At 59.0% G+C, this 18272-nt stretch carries 19 protein-coding genes and 1 tRNA gene; 5 read left to right on the top strand and 15 right to left on the bottom strand.

Going from position 1 to position 18272, the window contains the following annotated elements:
• Positions 1 to 83: 83 nt before the first annotated feature.
• The 4 genes from HU755_RS16370 to HU755_RS16355 are packed head-to-tail and all read right to left on the bottom strand — an operon-like array spanning position 84 to position 4239.
• Positions 84 to 2180: a DUF6311 domain-containing protein gene (locus tag HU755_RS16370; RefSeq protein ID WP_186634467.1), complete on the bottom strand. Its 2097-nt coding sequence runs from the start codon at positions 2178 to 2180 to the stop codon at positions 84 to 86.
• Complete coding sequence (locus tag HU755_RS16365) at positions 2177 to 2563, bottom strand: GtrA family protein (protein ID WP_186634464.1); 387 nt, start codon at positions 2561 to 2563, stop codon at positions 2177 to 2179. Before HU755_RS16365 ends, HU755_RS16370 begins: the two co-directional genes overlap by 4 nt.
• Entirely contained in the window at positions 2560 to 3270 is a 711-nt protein-coding gene (locus HU755_RS16360) for a bifunctional 2-polyprenyl-6-hydroxyphenol methylase/3-demethylubiquinol 3-O-methyltransferase UbiG (protein ID WP_186634461.1), read from the bottom strand. The genes HU755_RS16365 and HU755_RS16360 overlap by 4 nt, the downstream gene beginning before the upstream one ends.
• 3 nt (positions 3271 to 3273) lie before the next feature.
• Positions 3274 to 4239 (bottom strand): glycosyltransferase family 2 protein, encoded by a 966-nt coding sequence (locus HU755_RS16355; protein ID WP_186548853.1) that lies wholly within the window; start codon positions 4237 to 4239, stop codon positions 3274 to 3276.
• 277 nt (positions 4240 to 4516) lie between these two features.
• Between HU755_RS16355 and HU755_RS16350 the strand changes: the two genes are divergently transcribed.
• Positions 4517 to 4708, top strand: a complete 192-nt coding sequence (locus HU755_RS16350; protein ID WP_095119102.1) for a DUF1508 domain-containing protein — start codon at positions 4517 to 4519, stop codon at positions 4706 to 4708.
• A gap of 220 nt (positions 4709 to 4928) precedes the next feature.
• Positions 4929 to 5690 carry a hypothetical protein gene (locus HU755_RS16345; RefSeq protein WP_186548857.1) on the top strand — a complete coding sequence of 254 codons (762 nt, stop codon included), beginning with the start codon at positions 4929 to 4931 and terminating at the stop codon, positions 5688 to 5690.
• Positions 5691 to 5789: 99 nt separating this feature from the next.
• Here HU755_RS16345 and HU755_RS16340 read toward each other — a convergent pair.
• The 5 genes from HU755_RS16340 to dapA form a co-directional block, all read right to left on the bottom strand.
• Positions 5790 to 5879: transfer RNA gene (locus tag HU755_RS16340), tRNA-Ser, on the bottom strand.
• A gap of 83 nt (positions 5880 to 5962) precedes the next feature.
• On the bottom strand, positions 5963 to 6676 hold the full coding sequence (purC, locus tag HU755_RS16335) for a phosphoribosylaminoimidazolesuccinocarboxamide synthase (protein WP_007963288.1): 714 nt from the start codon (positions 6674 to 6676) through the stop codon (positions 5963 to 5965).
• A 28-nt stretch (positions 6677 to 6704) separates the two neighbouring features.
• A complete protein-coding gene (locus HU755_RS16330) occupies positions 6705 to 7466 on the bottom strand; it encodes an MBL fold metallo-hydrolase (RefSeq protein ID WP_186621907.1) in 762 nt (253 codons plus the stop codon).
• Positions 7467 to 7472: 6 nt separating this feature from the next.
• Positions 7473 to 8588, bottom strand: coding sequence for an outer membrane protein assembly factor BamC (bamC, locus tag HU755_RS16325; RefSeq protein ID WP_186634458.1), 1116 nt, complete (start codon positions 8586 to 8588; stop codon positions 7473 to 7475).
• A gap of 17 nt (positions 8589 to 8605) precedes the next feature.
• Positions 8606 to 9484 (bottom strand): 4-hydroxy-tetrahydrodipicolinate synthase, encoded by an 879-nt coding sequence (gene dapA / locus HU755_RS16320; protein ID WP_186548868.1) that lies wholly within the window; start codon positions 9482 to 9484, stop codon positions 8606 to 8608.
• 327 nt (positions 9485 to 9811) lie between these two features.
• Here dapA and HU755_RS16315 point away from each other — a divergent pair, with 327 nt between their 5' ends.
• Both HU755_RS16315 and HU755_RS16310 read left to right on the top strand, forming a co-directional pair.
• Positions 9812 to 10372 carry a glycine cleavage system protein R gene (locus HU755_RS16315; RefSeq protein ID WP_007958014.1) on the top strand — a complete coding sequence of 187 codons (561 nt, stop codon included), beginning with the start codon at positions 9812 to 9814 and terminating at the stop codon, positions 10370 to 10372.
• 10 nt (positions 10373 to 10382) lie between these two features.
• A complete protein-coding gene (locus HU755_RS16310; protein ID WP_186634453.1) occupies positions 10383 to 10856 on the top strand; it encodes a peroxiredoxin in 474 nt (157 codons plus the stop codon).
• A 120-nt stretch (positions 10857 to 10976) separates the two neighbouring features.
• On the opposite strand, the gene HU755_RS16305 is transcribed toward HU755_RS16310, so the two are convergent.
• Together HU755_RS16305 and HU755_RS16300 are read right to left on the bottom strand one after the other, a co-directional pair.
• A complete protein-coding gene (locus HU755_RS16305; RefSeq protein ID WP_186621915.1) occupies positions 10977 to 12047 on the bottom strand; it encodes an AI-2E family transporter in 1071 nt (356 codons plus the stop codon).
• Positions 12048 to 12079: 32 nt separating this feature from the next.
• A complete protein-coding gene (locus tag HU755_RS16300; protein ID WP_186548874.1) occupies positions 12080 to 12319 on the bottom strand; it encodes a sulfurtransferase TusA family protein in 240 nt (79 codons plus the stop codon).
• Between the two features lie 98 nt (positions 12320 to 12417).
• Between HU755_RS16300 and HU755_RS16295 the strand changes: the two genes are divergently transcribed.
• Positions 12418 to 13851 carry a M48 family metalloprotease gene (locus HU755_RS16295; protein WP_186634450.1) on the top strand — a complete coding sequence of 478 codons (1434 nt, stop codon included), beginning with the start codon at positions 12418 to 12420 and terminating at the stop codon, positions 13849 to 13851.
• Positions 13852 to 13932: 81 nt separating this feature from the next.
• On the opposite strand, the gene HU755_RS16290 is transcribed toward HU755_RS16295, so the two are convergent.
• The 4 genes from HU755_RS16290 to rpoE form a co-directional block, all read right to left on the bottom strand.
• Entirely contained in the window at positions 13933 to 15363 is a 1431-nt protein-coding gene (locus tag HU755_RS16290) for a DegQ family serine endoprotease (RefSeq protein ID WP_186634447.1), read from the bottom strand.
• Positions 15364 to 15571: 208 nt separating this feature from the next.
• The gene (locus tag HU755_RS16285; protein ID WP_186621919.1) at positions 15572 to 16537 is read right to left on the bottom strand and encodes a MucB/RseB C-terminal domain-containing protein; all 966 of its coding nucleotides are present in this window, start codon (positions 16535 to 16537) and stop codon (positions 15572 to 15574) included.
• 8 nt (positions 16538 to 16545) lie between these two features.
• Entirely contained in the window at positions 16546 to 17133 is a 588-nt protein-coding gene (locus HU755_RS16280; protein ID WP_186548882.1) for a sigma-E factor negative regulatory protein, read from the bottom strand.
• Between the two features lie 30 nt (positions 17134 to 17163).
• Positions 17164 to 17745: an RNA polymerase sigma factor RpoE gene (gene rpoE / locus HU755_RS16275; protein WP_003172477.1), complete on the bottom strand. Its 582-nt coding sequence runs from the start codon at positions 17743 to 17745 to the stop codon at positions 17164 to 17166.
• Positions 17746 to 18272: the final 527 nt, after the last annotated feature.

Below are 18272 nucleotides of genomic sequence, written 5' to 3'. Positions count from 1 at the left end.
TTGCCCCCTGCTCCCCGGAATAGCCGCAGTGTAGAAAGGCTGCCGGGCTGGCGTCCATTAACCTTTACGCGCCCCGCTCGCGCTCATTGCACGGTCAGGGTCTTGATACCGATGCCCATGACGCGAGCATCATCGTTGGCCCCCAGACTGCGCGGGCTGGCGGCGTCCGGAAGCTGTATCTGGAGCCTCAGCGTAGCGTCCTGCGCCAGGGTTTGGCGGATCGCCGCGCTCAGGGGGATTTGCAGTCGATTGCCCTGAGCCTGGGTCAGGCGCGTCGACAGCACCTCAACGCCATCGATGCTGACGATGACCCGTTGACTGAGGCCAGGAGGCAAGGCGAATGCCAGCGCTTCGATGACGATCGCTTGCGTTTGCGGGGCTACGCGTAACGCAATGTGCGCCTCTGTCCCCTCGCTCCAGGTCCCCCAGGTCTCCGGAGCGCCCCAACCGCTGACCAATTGCCGACTCTTGCGATCGTACGTGTGCACGAGTCCCGGACGGCTCAGCACAAGTGAGGAAATCGCGCGACCTTCATCAGCCATCGGCAGACATCGCTCGCAGCGCTTCCAGCCCGGCGCGAGCACGACAAAATCGTCGACCCGAGTCAGCAAGTCGGTATCGCTGCGAAGGACTTTGCTGGCGAGGTCGAGGGAGTCATCGTCAAGGATGTACAGCGAGTCGGCCTCATACTGCCCGGACTCGAGACGACGCCGAGCCTCGCGCTGGGCTTCGGCGAGTGCCGAAGGGCTCACCCGCCCCATGTACACCGCATCGGTTTTCAATCGATGCCGTCCGGCGAAATCAGCGATGACCTGCCAGCGCTCTGCCTGGTTCTGCGGCGCCAGCACGCGAATATTCCGGTAGTGAGCGGCAGCGCTGGCCCAAAACGGATCGCGCATCGGACTGGCCCAGGCGGCGCTCGGCGGCAGCATTTTTGCCGCACGCAAACCGGCCCAGGCCAAGCGGGTGTCGAGCACTTGCGCGGTCAGCGCCATGGCCAGCAGGGCCATGGCAATGGCCGGCCGGTAGCCGCGGACCACCAGATAGATCAGCAACAGGACAATGCCGTAGAACACCGGCCAGAACATGCGCCCCGAGGCACGAAAAATACTCGCCAGGCCCTCGATGGTTTTGGGCAGCGGATAACTGAACGTGTGCAGGCCTACGCCGATCTGATTGGACAACGCAAACAGACTCAGCCCAAGCATCGCCAACAACAGCCATGGATAACTGCGCAGCAGCGCCTTGCCGTCGATGCGCGCGGAGAACAACGCCAACACCGCCAAGGGGAACAGCAGCAGCGCGCCGAGCCCCAGATAGTTGAAGCCCTCGTAGTCGCCGCCGGCCGTCTTGATGTCCGGTAAAAGGAGCGACCACCCATCGGCGTCGAACAATGCCAGCAGGTTCATCCGATACCAGCCGAAACCACCACCACCGGCGCCATCGACAATGCTGAAGTAACCCGCCTGCCAACAACACACGCTGACCAGCGCGAACAGACCGCCGAACTCGATCAGCCCCTGCCGTCGAGTCAATTTGGCGGCCGTGACTTTGCCCAACACATCGGCAACCCAGATCAGTGCGACCATCACCAACAAGTAGGCGTGCACCAGTGCTGTAGCCGACAGCAAGACGCCCCAGGCCAGACGCCGTCGCTGCAGGGACGGATGTAGCGCGAAGTACAGCGCGGCCAGAATCAGAAAATGCCCGGCCAGGGACAAATGCCCGCCGGTACGGACAAACATCGGAGGGGAAAATACCAACAGCCCTGCGCCCAATAGGCGAAGCAGCGGGTTTGCCGTCATCAGACCGAGCAGTTTCCAGGCGAACCAGGCTTGCAGGACAAAACAGGCCAGCAGCCAGATGCCGAAATACTGGAACGTCTCAGGCAACCAATGGTTGAACGGTTTGAACAGCAGCGCCAATAACGGATTGGAGTCAGAAAAAATAATTGCGCTGCCCAATTCCATCCCATAGGAAGGATTGAGTCCAAGCGGGAACGTCCACGGTGAATGGCGGAAAAATACCCACCCGAGATAATGCGTCGCCGGATCCCCTTCGGCGAGCCAGGCGATGTTTTGCGGATCCAGTGCGCGCGGGCCGATCACCAGGAGAAATGCCAGCGCCCCCAATAACAACGGCAAAATCGCCAGGGCTGGAGATTTGTTCCATTCCTTCATCGGTACGTCCAGAAGTTGTGCAGGACAAACGTGAATGCCGGGATGGTCAGCGCTACGGCGCCAATGCCCAACCCGTAGTGGAGGCCGGCCATCTGCGCGGCCCAGGCGACAAACATCGCCAACCCGAAACCACATGCCGACACGGCGAGGAAACGCCAGAGGGTGCGGCCCTGCAATCGGGCGGAAAAGCTCCAGGTGGTGTTGATCACATACGACACCACCGTTGCCACAACAAAGGCCACGCCGTTGGCGAGGGGCGGCAGCGCGACAACAAAATTGATGAACAGCACGGCCACCAGTGCATGCAGGGCGGTGACGAACAAGCCGGTCACCGCGAAACGCAGACCACGCTGGATCAGAGCTGACTTTTCACTCGATGTCACGGTTTCTGCGCCAGCACAAAAACGCTCAGGCCGGCCAGACGATTCAGACTCAGCAGCGGCAGCTCCACCCGGCAAAGCATCTTCAGCGCCGCGTTCACCAACGGGTAATGGCGCTTGAGCTGCGAACGCGGCTCCGCTGCCTGCCGACCTTGCGGCAATAAGCGCAACGCCGCCGCCAAAGGAAACACCGCACCGAAATAATAGGCACCGCGCCGCACCGTCAGGCCGGCGTCACGGGCCAGTGTTTCGAATTGCGCCAGGGTGTAGCGACGCTTGTGCTCAAGGAAGTCATCGTGACCGCTCCACAGAAACTGGAACGCCGGCACGGTCATGAGAAAACGACTGCCCGACGGCACTTTGTCGACGTAAGCCTTGAGCAGACCGAGGTCATCATCGACATGCTCCAGCACGTCCATCAGCAGCACCAGGTCGGCGTCGATGGCATCGATCCCGCGACGGTAATGCACGGGTTTACCCGCGGTGGTAGCGCTGGAGTCGGCGGGATAACTGATGTCCACACACCACGCTTCCTGCGCATCGGTATGGGTCAGCAGATGGTGGGAGAAAAACCCCGACCCGGCGCCGACATCAAGAATGCGCCTGATTGGCTGATCGCCCAGCAACCGTCGGGTGGCGGCGGCCTTGGAGCAGTAATACCAATGCTCGTCGATGCTGTCGCCGAGGATGTCGGTTTCCTTGAGATCCATGTTTCAGTCCTTCGGGTCATAGACGCGACGCACCAGAAAAACCGGTCGGCGTTTGGATTCGATATACGTACGGCCCAGGTATTCACCGAGGATGCCAATACCGATCAATTGCAGGCCGCCGAGAAAGGTCACGGCAACCATCAGCGAGGCGTACCCCGGCATGTCGACCCCATGAATCAGCGTGCGCAGCACAATGAACATGGCAAAGGCAAAGGACACCAGCGACACCGCAGCGCCCACATAGGTCCAGATCCGCAGCGGTTCGGTGCTGAAACTGGTGATGCCTTCCAGCGCGAAGTTCCACAAGCGCCAGCCGTTGAACTTGCTGTGCCCCGCCACGCGCTCGGGGCGCTCGTAATCGACGTGAGTGGTGCGGAAGCCGACCCAGGCAAACAGGCCTTTCATGAAGCGTCGCGACTCGGGCAAGGTCAGCAGAGCATCGACCACGCAGCGGTCCATCAGACGAAAATCGCCGACGTTTTCGGGCAATGGCTGTTCGGCAATGCGGTTGTGCAGGCGATAGAACCAGTGCGCCGAAGTTTGCTTGGCCCAGGTATCGCTGTGGCGGCTGATGCGATGGCCGAGTACGACTTCATAGCCCTCACGCCAGCGCTCGATCATCTGCAGGATGACTTCGGGCGGATCCTGCAGGTCGGCGTCAATCGGCACCACGACCTGCCCGGTCGCCATCTGCAAACCGGCGGACAACGCTGCTTCCTTGCCGAAGTTGCGACTCAAATCGACGATGCGCAGGCGCGAATCGCGGCGCTGATGCTCAAGCAAACGCTCAAGGGTGGCATCGGTGCTGCCGTCGTTGATAAACACCAATTCAAGATCAATCAGCGCTTGCGCCGCAAAGACCTGATCGATGCGCGCGAGAAACCGGTCGAGGCTGTCCTCCTCGTTAAAAACCGGGACAACCAGTGACAACGCCACCCGAGCGGCCTGCTGCGTTCCATGCTCAGTCAAAGGAGTGCTCTTCTTATAGTGTTTATCGGTCGCCGATCACTTGCCGACGCCATGAGCCGTCCCGTATTAAGCAGTAGCGTCCTCTCGGTTGCAAGCGCCGGACGGCGTCATATTGGCCAATCCAGAGGCCAATCAGCGCGCTCTGGAATGCGCCCTTCAGAAACATTCGCGAACGATTGGAAACAAATCCTCGATAGCCAAAAAACCTCGCTCGGCTAGTCTTGCGTCGGTGCACCACACAGGCTGTTGCACCGACAAATCGCAGGGAGCGAACCGAATGTATTTCGAGATTTACCGACAATCCAGAGGCACCCCAAGCACCGGCAAAGGCCAATGGCGCTGGCGGCTACGAGCAGGCAACCACGAGACTATCGCCAGCGGCGAATCTTATGTGAACAAGGCTGACTGTTTGCACGTGATCGGGTTGATCAAGGCTGTGCAGGGGGAGACGCCGATAAAGGAGATCTAAGCGCAAACGTGCTGCCTATCAATGTAGGCAGCACTCAGATATCGCGTTCCGCACCCCGCCAGGTTTCCAATCGACCAAGATACGACTTTACCCAGACCGTTGCAGATGGATAATGGCTACCTGCCACAAATCACCGATCCCTGACGCCAGGGATTTCGTCTCATCGGCCCGACAGTCACCCTATGGATACATGATCAGGCTACGAAAGGAGCTCGTAACGTTGACCCTCCCCCAAGATCTTTCAGCGCCTGTTTCCCGGACACAGAAACTCACTTCCCTTATAACGCGAGGCATGGCCGGGCTGGCTGTTCTGCTCAGTGGCATGTGGGCACTGATCACCTACGCCGTGCCAGACCCGAGCGTCTTCGGCTTCAGCTTCATCAGTTGGAAAAATGTCGTCTTGCTCGTCAGCACCTTCATGTTTCTGGGCGCTGTGTCGATCGGGTGGCAAATTCGCAATTTCACGCCCCTGATTAGAGGAAGCCTGCAGTTTCTGATCATTGCCGGTATTTCATTCGGTTTTTTTATTCTCGGCACGGAATACGCCAAACCCTCATTCGAATTCGCGAAACTGCAGTCAAAAATCGTGGAGAACGAGGGCAGCAACCTGCTCGGCAAGCGAATGGAAGTCTTGGACAACGTCCGCATTGAGCTGGATGGCTGTGAAAATATCGGCCGGTTGCCAACGTGTACATTCGAGCTGACGAACCTGAACGTCGATCGCAGTTTCCGCTTCGACGAAAGCACGCGCCTCTTCGACGAATCGGGTGGCCCGCTAAAGTTCGAATCAATTCGCGTCGGCCAGGTTGAAGACCGCGCGTGGCTGCGGTTCCAGCTGATCCGCAACGTTCCGACGCGGGTCACGCTGATCTTTCAGCAAAGCAACAGCAAGCTGACCAAGGCTCCCGCCGTCAAGCTTGTATTCAACGACCTGAATGATGAGACCCTCACCCTCAAATTCAGCGAGATCGATCTGCGTTGATCGCTGTGGGCGCTGGCTACGTCAGTGCCCGGTTGGCTGACGAGACAACGAATACGAAAAAGCCCCGTAGATTTTCATCTACGGGGCTTTTTCTATGTATGGCGGAGAGATAGGGATTCGAACCCTAGGTACCGGTGAAGGTACAACGGATTTCGAATCCGTCCCATTCGGCCACTCTGGCATCTCTCCAACGGCGCGCATCATAACAACACTTCTACCGAAAGCAAACCCTCTTTCGAAAATTTCTTCGTGCTATCAGATGCTTGCGTCGATTAAAGCGGTACACCCAGACGATTGGCGACTTCTTCGTAGGCTTCGATGACGTCACCGAGGCCTTGGCGGAAGCGGTCCTTGTCCATTTTCTTCTTGGTGTCCTTGTCCCACAGACGGCAGCCGTCCGGGCTGAACTCGTCACCCAGGACGATGGAGCCGTCGCTGAATACGCCGAATTCAAGCTTGAAGTCGACCAGCAGCAGGCCGGCGTCGTCGAACAGTTTGCTCAGGACTTCGTTGACCTTGAGCGACAGTTCTTTCATGCGTGCCAGTTGTTCGGCGGTGCCCCAGCCGAATGCCACGACGTGGGATTCGTTGATGAACGGGTCGCCCTTGGCGTCGTCCTTGAGGAACAGTTCGAAGGTGTACGGATTGAGCTTCATGCCCTCCTCGACGCCCAGACGCTTGACCAGGCTGCCGGCGGCGTAGTTACGCACGACGCATTCAACCGGGATCATGTCGAGCTTCTTCACCAGGCACTCGTTGTCGCCCAGCAGTTTGTCGAATTGGGTCGGAATGCCGGCCGCTTCGAGTTTCTGCATGATGAAGGCGTTGAACTTGTTGTTCACCATACCTTTGCGATCGAGCTGTTCGATACGCTTGCCGTCGAACGCCGAGGTGTCGTTGCGAAACAGCAGGATCAAGCGGTCAGCGTCGTCGGTCTTGTAAACCGATTTGGCTTTGCCGCGGTAGAGTTCTTCACGTTTTTCCATGATGGGCTCCGCTTGCTAAGTAGGTGGGCTAGGCGATGTGGCGCCAGTCGAGCCCTGAATCTTGATCGGCCAGTTGCAGCCAGTCCGGGTCGCACCCGAGGGTGTCGACAAAACATTGCCGGGCCAACTGCGGCAGGTTGTTCTTGCTGCTCAGATGGGCCAGGACCAGGTGTTGCAACCCCTGCCAGCCCAACTCGGCCACCAGGAATGCCGCCTGATGGTTGTTCAAATGTCCCAGCTCGCCGCCCACCCGCTGCTTGAGAAAGTACGGATAGTGCCCGCGCGCCAGCATGTCGCGACAATGGTTGGACTCGATCATCAACGCATCGAGATCCCGATAACCGTCCAGCACCCGCTCGCAGTAGGACCCCAGATCGGTCAGCAGGCCGAAGCGCCGCTGTTCATGATCGCTGAAGACATACTGGGTCGGTTCCTGCGCATCATGGGCCACGGCAATGACCCCGATGTTCAGTGCTCCGATCTGCAGTTGTTCGCCGCCGGCCAGCAAGCCTGCGGGTTCAATCGGTTTGCGCATCCCGCGCAGTGTGCCCCGGCTGAGGTAGACCGGTAGATTGTAGCGCCGAGACAGCAAACCCACGCCATGCACGTGGTCGGCATGTTCGTGGGTTACGAGTATCGCGCTCAGTTGCGCCGGGTTCACACCCAGGCGCAGCAGGCGTTTTTCGGTTTCCCGCAGGGAAAAACCACAATCCACCAGTACATACGTATCAGCACTGGCGATCAGCGTGCCGTTCCCTTGGCTACCGCTGCCGAGAACGGCAAAACGCATGGTCGATCAGCCCAGGTTGTCCTGAATCACGCTCAACACTTTACGGGCAACGTCAGCCGGCGCCACGGTGTTGATGTTTTTCTCGACGGTCACCTGAATGTTCTCGCCGACCTTGCTCAGGCGCACCTGATAGCGCTCGGCGCGGGCTTCGACTTCTTCCTTGCTCGGCGCGCTGCCGAACAGGCTGCTGAAGAAACCAGGCTTGTCGTCTTTCTTCTCGGCTTTTTCAGCCAGGTTGATGTAGTACAGGCCCAGGCTGCGGTTGATGTCTTCAACGCGCCACTCGCCCTGTTCCAGCGCACGGCCGACGCTCGACCAGGCACGATCCAGATCGGTGCCGACGTTCAACACCGGGTTGCCACTGCCGTCTTCGCTGAGGCTGACACGGCTCGGCGCGTCGAAATCACGCGATGCCAGCATCGACACCGAACCGCCCTTCTCGGAAGTACGACTCATGCTCGCGAGCATGTCGTCGACCAGCGCAGCGTCCAGGCCGGTGTTGACCGAACGGTTGGTGAACGCGACGTCGGTCGTGCTGCCGGCAGGACGCTCGGCGCTGACCACGTAGATTTCGCTGGTGTTGCGCTGCACGCCCGGTTCGATGCGCACACGCACACGGGTTTCGCTGTCGCTGGCGATGCCGGCGGCGCTCAAGCGCTTGGCCATGGACGCCGACAGTTCGTCGGAATGCTGCCAGGTGGTGGTGAATTCGCCGGTCTGCGGGCGCTGCTCGTCCAGGCGGAAACCGCTGTCCTGGAAGAACTGCACCGCCACAGGCCAGACTTCGGCCGGTGGATGCTGGGCGACGACCCAACGCGAGTCACCGCTCTTTTGCAGCGAGTAATCGCTGGCATCGGCAACAGCGGACAACGGCTGCGGACGCGGCACGATGTATTCGCCCTTGGCGGTGTCGTCGGCGACGTTACGCGGGATCGGCAACAGCGGATCCAGACGCTTGGAGGTGCTGACATCCGGTGGCAGTTGCATCGGTGCAGTCTGTTGCGCTTGCAGGTAATCGCTACCACGGTCGCGGAAATAACCTTCCGGACCCCAGATCCATCCGCAGCCGCTGGTGCTGGAGATAATCAAGGCAAGTGCGGAAAGTCCGGCCATTCGCTTCATGCGTTGTACTTCCTCAATTAAACCAGGACGCTGCACTGGCGCAGGGCCGTGCGAAGCGTTTCATGACAAGGTGTGCTCAGCCAGGTCAGTGGCAGGCGGATGCCTTCGTGCATCAGGCCCATCTCGACCAGCGCCCACTTCACCGGAATCGGGTTGGCTTCGATGAACAGATCTTTGTGCAGCGGCATCAGTTTTTCATTGATGGCCCGTGCGGTGTCGGCGTCGCCCTTGAGCGCGGCTTCACACAGGTCGGCCATTTCGCGCGGTGCGACGTTGGCGGTCACCGAGATGTTGCCTTTGCCGCCCAGCAGGATCAGCTCGACGGCGGTCGGATCATCGCCGGACAGCACGATGAAATCCTCGCTCACACCCTCGATGATCGCTTTGGCTCGCTTCAGGTCGCCGGTCGCTTCCTTGATGCCGATGATGTTCGGCACGGTGGACAGGCGAATCACGGTCTCGGCCTGCATGTCGCAAGACGTGCGGCCCGGAACGTTGTAAAGAATCTGCGGGATGTCGACGGCTTCGGCGATGTGTTTGAAGTGCTGGTACAAACCTTCCTGAGTCGGCTTGTTGTAATAAGGAACCACCAGCAGGCAGGCATCGGCACCGGCTTCCTTGGCATTGCGGGTCAGCTCGACGGCTTCGCGGGTCGAGTTGGCGCCCGTGCCGGCGATGACCGGAATACGCCCGGCGACCTGTTTGACCACGGCTTTGATGACGGCAATGTGTTCATCTACATCAAGGGTTGCCGACTCGCCGGTGGTGCCGACGGCGACAATGGCATGGGTGCCGTTCTTGAGGTGGAAGTCCACGAGTTTGCTGAGGCTGTCCCAGTCCAGACGCCCTTGTGCATCCATGGGAGTGACCAGTGCCACCATACTGCCCGCAATCATGAAACCGCTCCTGCCGGAAAAAGAGAGCGGTAATGGTACTGGCGCCAAGATGCTTGCACAAGCGAAGTACTGCGCTGCCGCCATTCCCCTTGGCGCCGCTTTTCGCTACCCTTCAGACTTTGATCGGTACTGATCAGCTTGTACGCCGGGTTCCAGCCTCCCTTTTCGGCCTCCCAGACCCCGTTCCTGCGTCGCCTCGACGCGCTCCCGCCACCGTGGAGCGAACCGCGAGCGCTTGCCGGGACTGACGGAACGGCACGCTCAGGCACTTCCCCGACGGACAACGCGCGTAAACCTACCGACCGCTCATCGCTTTAGGAATGCTGCATGTCCACCCCCACAGTTCGCGAACAATTCCTTGTCATCAGTGCCCTCGGCGCCAACCCCATGGAGCTGACCAACGTCCTGTGCCGCGCCAGCCATGAAAACCGCTGCGCCGTAGTCACGTCACGCCTGACCCGCCACGGCGAGTGCAGCGCTCTGGTACTGGAAGTCTCCGGTAGCTGGGACGCCCTGGCTCGCCTGGAAGGCAGCCTGCCGGTACTCGCCAAGCGTCACGCCTTCACCGTCAACGTGGTGCGCAGCGCGGCGCTGGAGAATCGTCCGCAGGCCCTGCCCTACGTGGCTTACGTCAGCTCGGCCTATCGCCCGGACATTATCAATGAGCTGTGCCAGTTCTTCATGGATCACAACGTCGAACTGGAAAACCTGACCTGCGATACGTACCAGGCGCCACAGACCGGCGGCACCATGCTCAACGCCACATTCACCGTGACCCTGCCGGCCGGCACCCAGATCAGCTGGCTGCGCGATCAGTTCCTCGATTTCGCCGATGCGATGAATCTGGATGCGCTGATCGAGCCTTGGCGCCCACAAAACCCAATGTAAGGAAGCTTTCATGGCCGTTGTCATCGACCAGCCGGTAGCGGATTTCGAAGCGCCTGCCACCAGCGGGCAAACCGTCAGCCTGTCCGCCTTGAAGGGCAAGCAAGTGGTGATCTATTTCTACCCCAAGGACAGCACGCCGGGCTGCACCACCGAAGGCCAGGGTTTTCGGGATCAATATGCGGCGTTCAAGGCTGCCAATACTGAAGTCTTCGGCATCTCTCGCGATAGTTTGAAGTCGCACGAAAACTTCAAAGGCAAACAGGAATTCCCGTTCGAGCTGATCAGCGACAAGGACGAGGCGGTATGCCAGCTGTTCGACGTGATCAAGTTGAAGAAGCTGTATGGCAAGGAATACCTGGGCGTTGATCGCAGCACTTTCCTGATCGACAAGGATGGTGTGCTGCGTCAGGAATGGCGCGGCGTGAAGGTGCCGGGGCATGTTGATGCCGTGCTGGCTGCCGCTCAGGCTCTGAATAGAGCCTGAGTTTCTGCGTCGTTTGCACGAACGCCTTCGCGAGCAGGCTCGCTCCCACAGTTGATTGCATTTCAATTGGTGGGAGCGAGCCTGCTCGCGAATAGCTTCTCTACAAATTCCAGATCACCGCTACAACAACGGCGCCACCACCGGCTCCTTGCGCGGCCACGCATCAAGCACAGCCTTGAACAGCGTCGCCAACGGAATCGCAAAGAACACTCCCCAGAATCCCCACAGCCCACCGAACAACAGCACTGCGCAGATGATCGCCACCGGGTGCAAATTGACCGCTTCGGAAAACAGCAATGGCACCAGCACGTTGCCATCCAGCGTCTGAATGATTCCGTAGACCGCCATCAGGTAGATGAACTGATCGCTCCAGCCCCACTGGAACAAGGCAATCAGCATGACCGGCACGGTCACGACCACGGCACCGACATACGGCACCACCACAGACAATCCGACCAGCAACGCCAGCAGCGCCGCATAGTTCAGGCCCAAGGCGATGAAGGCGATATAAGTCACGCCGCCGCAGATCACGATTTCGATGCCTTTGCCCCGAATGTAATTGGCGATCTGCCGGTTCATTTCCTGGGCGACCCGAGTGATCAGCGCGCGCTCGCGAGGCAGATAACCGCGCACCCACTCACCGATCATGGCCCGATCCTTGAGGAAGAAGAACACCAGAATCGGCACCAGCACCAGATAGATCATGATGTTCACCAGCAACGGCAGGCTCGACAGCGAGAACGTCAGCGCCCACTGCCCGAACTTGCCGATCTCCCCCCGCGCCGCTTCGATGGCTTGCAACACCTGCTCGTCAGACACCAGATGCGGATAGCGCTCTGGCAGCAAGAGCAGCAGCGACTGCCACTTGGCGAGCATCCCCGGCAGTTCGTTGAACAGCGTGATCAACTGATGCCACAGCAACGGCAGCACCACGACGATAAACAGCATCAGCACGCCCATGAACAGCGCAAACACCAACCCCACCGCCACGCCGCCGGGCACACGCATGCGCTCCAGCGTGACCACCAGACCTTGCATCAGATAGGCCAGCACCATCCCCGCCAGCACGGGCGCGAGCATGCCGCCAAGGGTGAGCACGGCGGTGAAGGCAAGAACCAGCAGCACCGCCAGCACCACCGCTTCTTCATCGGAGAAATAACGCTGAATCCAGTCGCGTAACACTTTGAACATCAATAATCCCTTCGGTTTTTAACGCGGTCGCTTCAGGCTTTTTTCAACCAGTAACGGTAGACGCCAGCGTCGTCTTCTTCACGCAGCAGCGCATGACCGGCCAGTTTGGCAAAGGTACGGAAGTCACGCTGCGAGCCAGCATCCGTGGCGATCACCTTGAGCACAGCGCCGCTCTGCAGTTTATTGAGTTCCATTTTTGCCTTGAGCAGCGGCAACGGACAATTCAGGCCACTGGCGTCCAGTTCTACGTCATGGGCTACAGCGTCAGTCATTGCGGCACTCCGTTCAGGTCATTCGGGCCACCTAGAATATCTGGTCGCAGCTTCGGTGTCCGGCTACAGTAAGGTCTTTGTCTTCTAAGGCTTTGTGCATGACTTTTCTGCGCCCTACCCTGCTGACGCTCGCTTGCCTGCTCGCCTCACCGGGCTTTGCCGACGATCTGCCGTCACTTGGCGACGCCAGTTCTGCCATTGTCTCGCCACAACAGGAATATCAGCTCGGGCGCGCCTGGCTGGCCATGTTGCGCAGCCAGGTTTCCCAGCTCAATGATCCACAGCTCAAGGACTATGTCGAATCCAGCGTTTACAAGCTGGTGGAGACCAGCCAGGTCACTGACCGACGCCTTGAATTCATCCTGATCAACAGTCCGCAACTCAACGCCTTCGCTGCCCCCGGCGGGGTTGTCGGGGTCAATGGCGGTCTGTTCCTCAACGCGCAGACCGAGGGCGAATACGCCTCGGTACTGGCCCATGAACTGGCTCACTTGTCGCAGCGCCACTTCGCCCGTGGCGTTGAAGCCTCGCAGCGGATGCAGGTGCCGATGATGGCCGCACTGCTGGCCGGGATCGTCATTGCCGCAGCCGGCGGCGGCGACGCAGGAATTGCCACCATCGCCGGTACCCAGGCAGCGGCGATCCAGTCACAACGGACTTTCTCGCGTCAGAATGAACAGGAAGCCGATCGCATTGGCATTCTTAACCTGGAAAAGGCCGGTTACGACCCGCGCTCGATGCCGACCATGTTCGAACGCCTGATGCGCCAGTATCGTTTCGACGCCAAGCCGCCGGAGTTCTTGCTGACTCACCCGGTCACCGAGTCGCGGATTGCCGACACCCGCAACCGTGCCGAGCAGGCCAAACCGGGCGGTATCGAGGACTCCAAGCGCTATCAGTTGATCCGCGCACGCGTACAGTTGATCTACGAAGAAACCCCGGGCCTGGGCGCCAAGCGCTTCCGTGCGCAACTGGATGAGCACCCGCAAAACGACGTCGCTCGCTACGGCCTGGCGATCGCGCAGATCAAGGGCGGCCAATTGAATGAAGCACGGGAAAACCTCAAACAGTTGCTGGTCAAATCGCCGAACGAAATCATCTACAACCTCGCGCAGATCGACCTGGACATCACCAACAATCGCCTGCCCGACGCCCAATCACGGGCTGAACGCATGCTCACGCAATTCCCGGGCAACTATCCGCTGAATCAGGTGCGCGTCGATTTGTTGCTGAAACAAAATCGCGCCGCCGAGGCCGAGAAGGCCCTGGACAGTTTGCTCAAGTCACGCCCGGATGATCCGGACGTCTGGTATCAGGTGGCCGAAACCCGTGGCTTGTCGGGCAACATCATTGGCCTGCATCAGGCGCGGGCCGAATACTTCGCGCTGGTCGGCGATTACCGTCAGGCCATTCAGCAACTGGACTTCGCCAAGCGCAAGGCGGGCAACAACTTCCCGCTGTCCTCGCGAATCGACGCGCGCCAGCGGGAGTTGATGGAGCAGGAACGCATGATCAAGGACATGATGGGCTGAAGATCTTCTGCGTCAGACAAAAGCTGCAAGCACAAAAAAACCGCCTCTTTCGAGGCGGTTTCTTTTTACCTTGCCGCCGGCTTATTCAGCCAGTTTGAAGGTAATGAAGCTGGCGCGACCCTGACGCAGAACGCGCATCGACACCGAACGGTTCTTCGGCAACGCCTTGGCGATGTCGGTGAACTCCTTGGCCGAACCGATCGCCTGATTGTTCAGGTGAGTGATCACATCACCCGGCTGCAGACCGATCAGGGCCGCAGGTCCGTCCTGCACCTCCTTGATCACCACCCCGCCTTTGAGGTCGTAGGCTTTCTTCTGCTCGGCGGTCAGCTCACCTACCGCCACACCGAGACGGTTGCTGCTGCTTTCAGCGCCAGACTTCGCCAACGCGTCCAGCTCCTTGTCCTCGTCAGGGATAGCGCCCACCGTCAGTTCGACGTTTTTGCGCTTGCCCTCACGAATCACTTCCAGGCTGGCTTTGGCGCCAGCCTTCAAGGCACCGACCAGATGCGGCAAGTCAGCGGACATGACGATCGGCTGGCCGTTCATGCTCAGAATCACGTCGCCCACTTGCAGGCCACCCTTGGCTGCCGGGCCGTCATCCTGAATCTGCGCAACCAGTGCGCCGGCCGGTTTATCCAGGCCAAACGATTCCGCCAGATCCTTGTTCACTTCCTGAATCACCACGCCCAGCCAGCCACGGCTGACTTTGCCGCCGCTCTTCAGTTGGTTGGAAACGTCCATCGCCACATCGATCGGGATGGCGAACGACACGCCCATGAAACCGCCGGAGCGGGTGTAAATCTGCGAGTTGATCCCGACCACTTCACCGTTGAGGTTGAACAGCGGGCCACCGGAGTTACCCGGGTTGATGGGCACGTCAGTCTGGATGAACGGCACATAGTTTTCGTTCGGCAGGCTGCGGCCCACGGCGCTGACAATGCCCTGGGTCACGGTGTGGTCGAAACCGAATGGCGAACCGATCGCTACTACCCACTGGCCGGCCTTGAGGTCCTGGGATTTGCCGAGCTTGAGTACTGGCAAGTCCTTGCCTTCGATTTTCAGCAGCGCCACGTCGGAGCGTGGATCGGTGCCGATCAGCTTGGCTTTCATTTCGCTGCGGTCAGCCAGACGAACCAGAATTTCGTCGGCATCGGCAATCACATGGTTATTGGTGAGAATGTAGCCATCCGGAGAAATGATGAAGCCCGAGCCCAGCGATTGCGCTTCACGCTGGCGACCATCACGCGGCGAACGTTGCTGAGGCGGCATACCGCGCTCGAAGAACTCGCGCAGCATCGGTGGCAGACCTTCCAGGTCCGGCATTTGCTGATTCACTCGGCGGTCCGGCAGTTTCTGCGTGGTACTGATGTTTACCACCGCTGGCGAGGCTTGTTCGACCAGCTGGGTGAAATCAGGCAGATCGGCCGCTTGCGCAGCAGGGACCGCCTGACCGAGCAGCAGCACGGTGGCGAAGATGGAAAGGTAAGACTTCAAACTAGGTATCGACATACAGCTCCCGTTACGACGAGCAGGGTTAAGCGATATGGAGCAAAGGAACACCGGAAACCACTGACCGGCATTTTTGTTCCGGGAACAACAAACAAGGCCAGAGCCGTGAGGCTCTGACCTATAAAAAATTTTCAGGTGATTTGCAAATGAAAATGCTCAGCAAACATTTCTACGTCTCGACGACGAAGTGGGAATGACTGAAATCAGCTCACTGCTTGCTGGTCGCAGCGCCATCATTGTTGCGCATCGACAAGGCGATTCGCTCAGCGGTGCCAATCGGGATTTCCCCCACCACCGTGACCATCATTTCGCCTTGCGGTGTGGTCAAGCGACGGGAGACGGCAACGGTCGGACCCAACTGCGTGCGGGTATCGGTGACCGTCGCGCCGTTCAAAGGCTCCAGGAACACCGAGAAACGCGCCAGACCATCGTCATACATCAGGCTGTTGACCTGAGTCTTGGTTTGCGGATCCTTGTGCGAGGTGCTGCTGCTGAGTTCGAAACCCGGTGGCAGCCAGTCCGAGCGCCAGACCTGCGCCGTTTTCACCGCAGACGCCTTGTTGTTGTCGAGGGTAATCGGCTTGCAATCGGCGTCAGCGAGCAAGTCTTTATCCGACGGAACTTCATCAGTGTCCAGGCTGGTGAACTGGAAGCGTTCGAGCAACTGGCCCTTGTCGTTCAGCAACAACGACTTGAGGGGCAGGCCGGTTCGCTTGTCCAGATGCAATTCGAAACCGTAACGGTGTTGGTCGCGAGGCGTTAGCGATACGATTACCGCATCCCGCCCGGCCACGCGCGACTTGCCAATGACAGCAAGGTCATACCAGTTCTTCAGCTTTTGGGGATCGAGGGAACGAGCGGTCGAATTGGGTGAATCTCCAAGACCCGCAATCAGGGTGCCGCTGACGCATTGAGTATGTCCGTCAATGCGCACAACTTCCTGAGCCGAACCGTCGAGCTGTAGCAAACGCTCGCGGACCTGGCCATTCTGGACACGATGCCAGATGTTATGGGTGGAAAAACTACCGTTGCGCTCGTAAACGAAAGTGCCGTGGAAGCTTTGCTTCTGCTCGGCCTGGCCCAGACGGGTCAACCAATCCTGGGCGTCATCGGCATGGGCTGGAACGATGAACCAGCCACTCAGCAGAAGCGAAAGTACAGGTATGGCGCGCATGATCCTCCTTAACGGTTTTCCAGGCTTGCCGCACGTGCGTAAGGCAGCGCGCTTTCAGTCCCTTTCAGCGCAGCCTGTTGCGCATGCTGGCGCAGATAGCCTGGCAGACGCTGATCGTGCCAGCCTGGTTGACCTTGCAATACGCCGTTGGCCATAGGACCGGTGGCTTCAGAACTCTCACTATAGCCTGCCAATACAGCCGGACCCTTGACTTGTGGAGTAGCCAGGGTGGTCTGACTGCTTTGCTGAGCCAGTTCGACGCCGGCGATTTCGTCCTGATTGTACAGGCGAACACCGGCCAGAACGGCAACGGTCACCGAGGCGGCTACAGCCAGACGACCCAGGTTGCGCCATGGGCTGCGGGAAACTTTGGCCGGTGCCGTTTCGTCTTCCAGCGCAGCAGACACTGCCGCAGCGATATCCAGACGCGGAAGCAGCAGATCCTTGTGCATGGCTGCCCGAGCAATCTGGTAACGAGCCCAGGTCTCACGGGTTTCAACATCATCCAGTGCGTTGAGCACTCGACGCAATTCCAGTTCGTCCGCTTCGTTATCCATCACTGCGGACAGCGATTCCTGCAGGGCTTCACGACTCATGGCGTTCCTCTCTTGGCTGTCGCCGCTGTCTCAGTTTTCCTGCAACAAAGGTTGCAGGGCTTTATCGATGGCCTCCCGAGCGCGGAAAATCCGGGAGCGCACGGTACCCACCGGACACTGCATGACGCTCGCAATGTCCTCGTAACTCAGACCATCGAATTCACGTAAAGTTAAAGCCGTACGCAAATCCTCTGGCAGTTGCTGGATGGTTCGATGGACGGTGCCTTCGATCTCATCCCGCAGCAGTGCTCGTTCTGGTGATTCGAGATCCTTGAGGCCGTGATCGCCGTCGTAGAACTCAGCATCCTCTGAACTTACATCGCTATCCGGCGGCCGGCGGCCGCGTGAAACCAGGTAATTCTTCGCCGTGTTAATGGCAATACGGTACAGCCACGTATAAAACGCACTGTCGCCGCGAAAGTTTCCAAGTGCTCGATACGCCTTGATAAAGGCTTCCTGAGCAACGTCCTGGGCTTCATGGGTGTCGTGCACAAAACGCACGATCAACCCGAGAATTTTGTGCTGATATTTCAGCACCAGCAGATCGAAAGCTCGCTTGTCGCCACGCTGAACGCGTTCGACCAGCTGCTGATCCTCTTCCTGGGTTAGCATGAACACTCCTCGATAAGCCCGGAGGAGACTTGCATTACTAAACGACCAGACTTGCAAACATAGACTCGGGCTTTTCGCAAAAGTTCTCCCCCTCCAAGCAAGTTTCCTGCGGGCTCTGATTTGGCACGCACGAAAAACGCAGCGCGGGATAAACCGGCTGCGCGAATAATCTTGTCATCGGTTTCGCCGGCAGGAATCCAACCGCAGATTCCGCATTGAAGCCGACACTGTCCCTGGTTTCTGGCACCGTCTATTGATCTTGGGCCTTTGGCAAAAGTTCCAATTATTTATAGACGTCCCACCGCACAATGAACGACCTTGAACCGAAAAACCGTGTTTCAGCGCCGATACAGCGGTCTTTGCGCAAAGCTGCGGAAAAATCCTTCCGACGAAGCAAGCGGTTTTTCTCGTCACAGTAGTTTCACAATGCCATATAGGCCCGGCTATTGTGCCGCCCAACCCCTCTATATACTAGTGGGCTGTGTGGCTGTCTTGACTCGCCGATCCAGCTGTCTTGCGCCAACCCC

Origin of the sequence: Pseudomonas sp. SWRI111 (assembly GCF_014268555.1) — a bacterium.
Taxonomy (GTDB): Bacteria; Pseudomonadota; Gammaproteobacteria; order Pseudomonadales; family Pseudomonadaceae; genus Aquipseudomonas; species Aquipseudomonas hamedanensis.
This window is presented reverse-complemented; position numbering and strand designations above follow the sequence as displayed.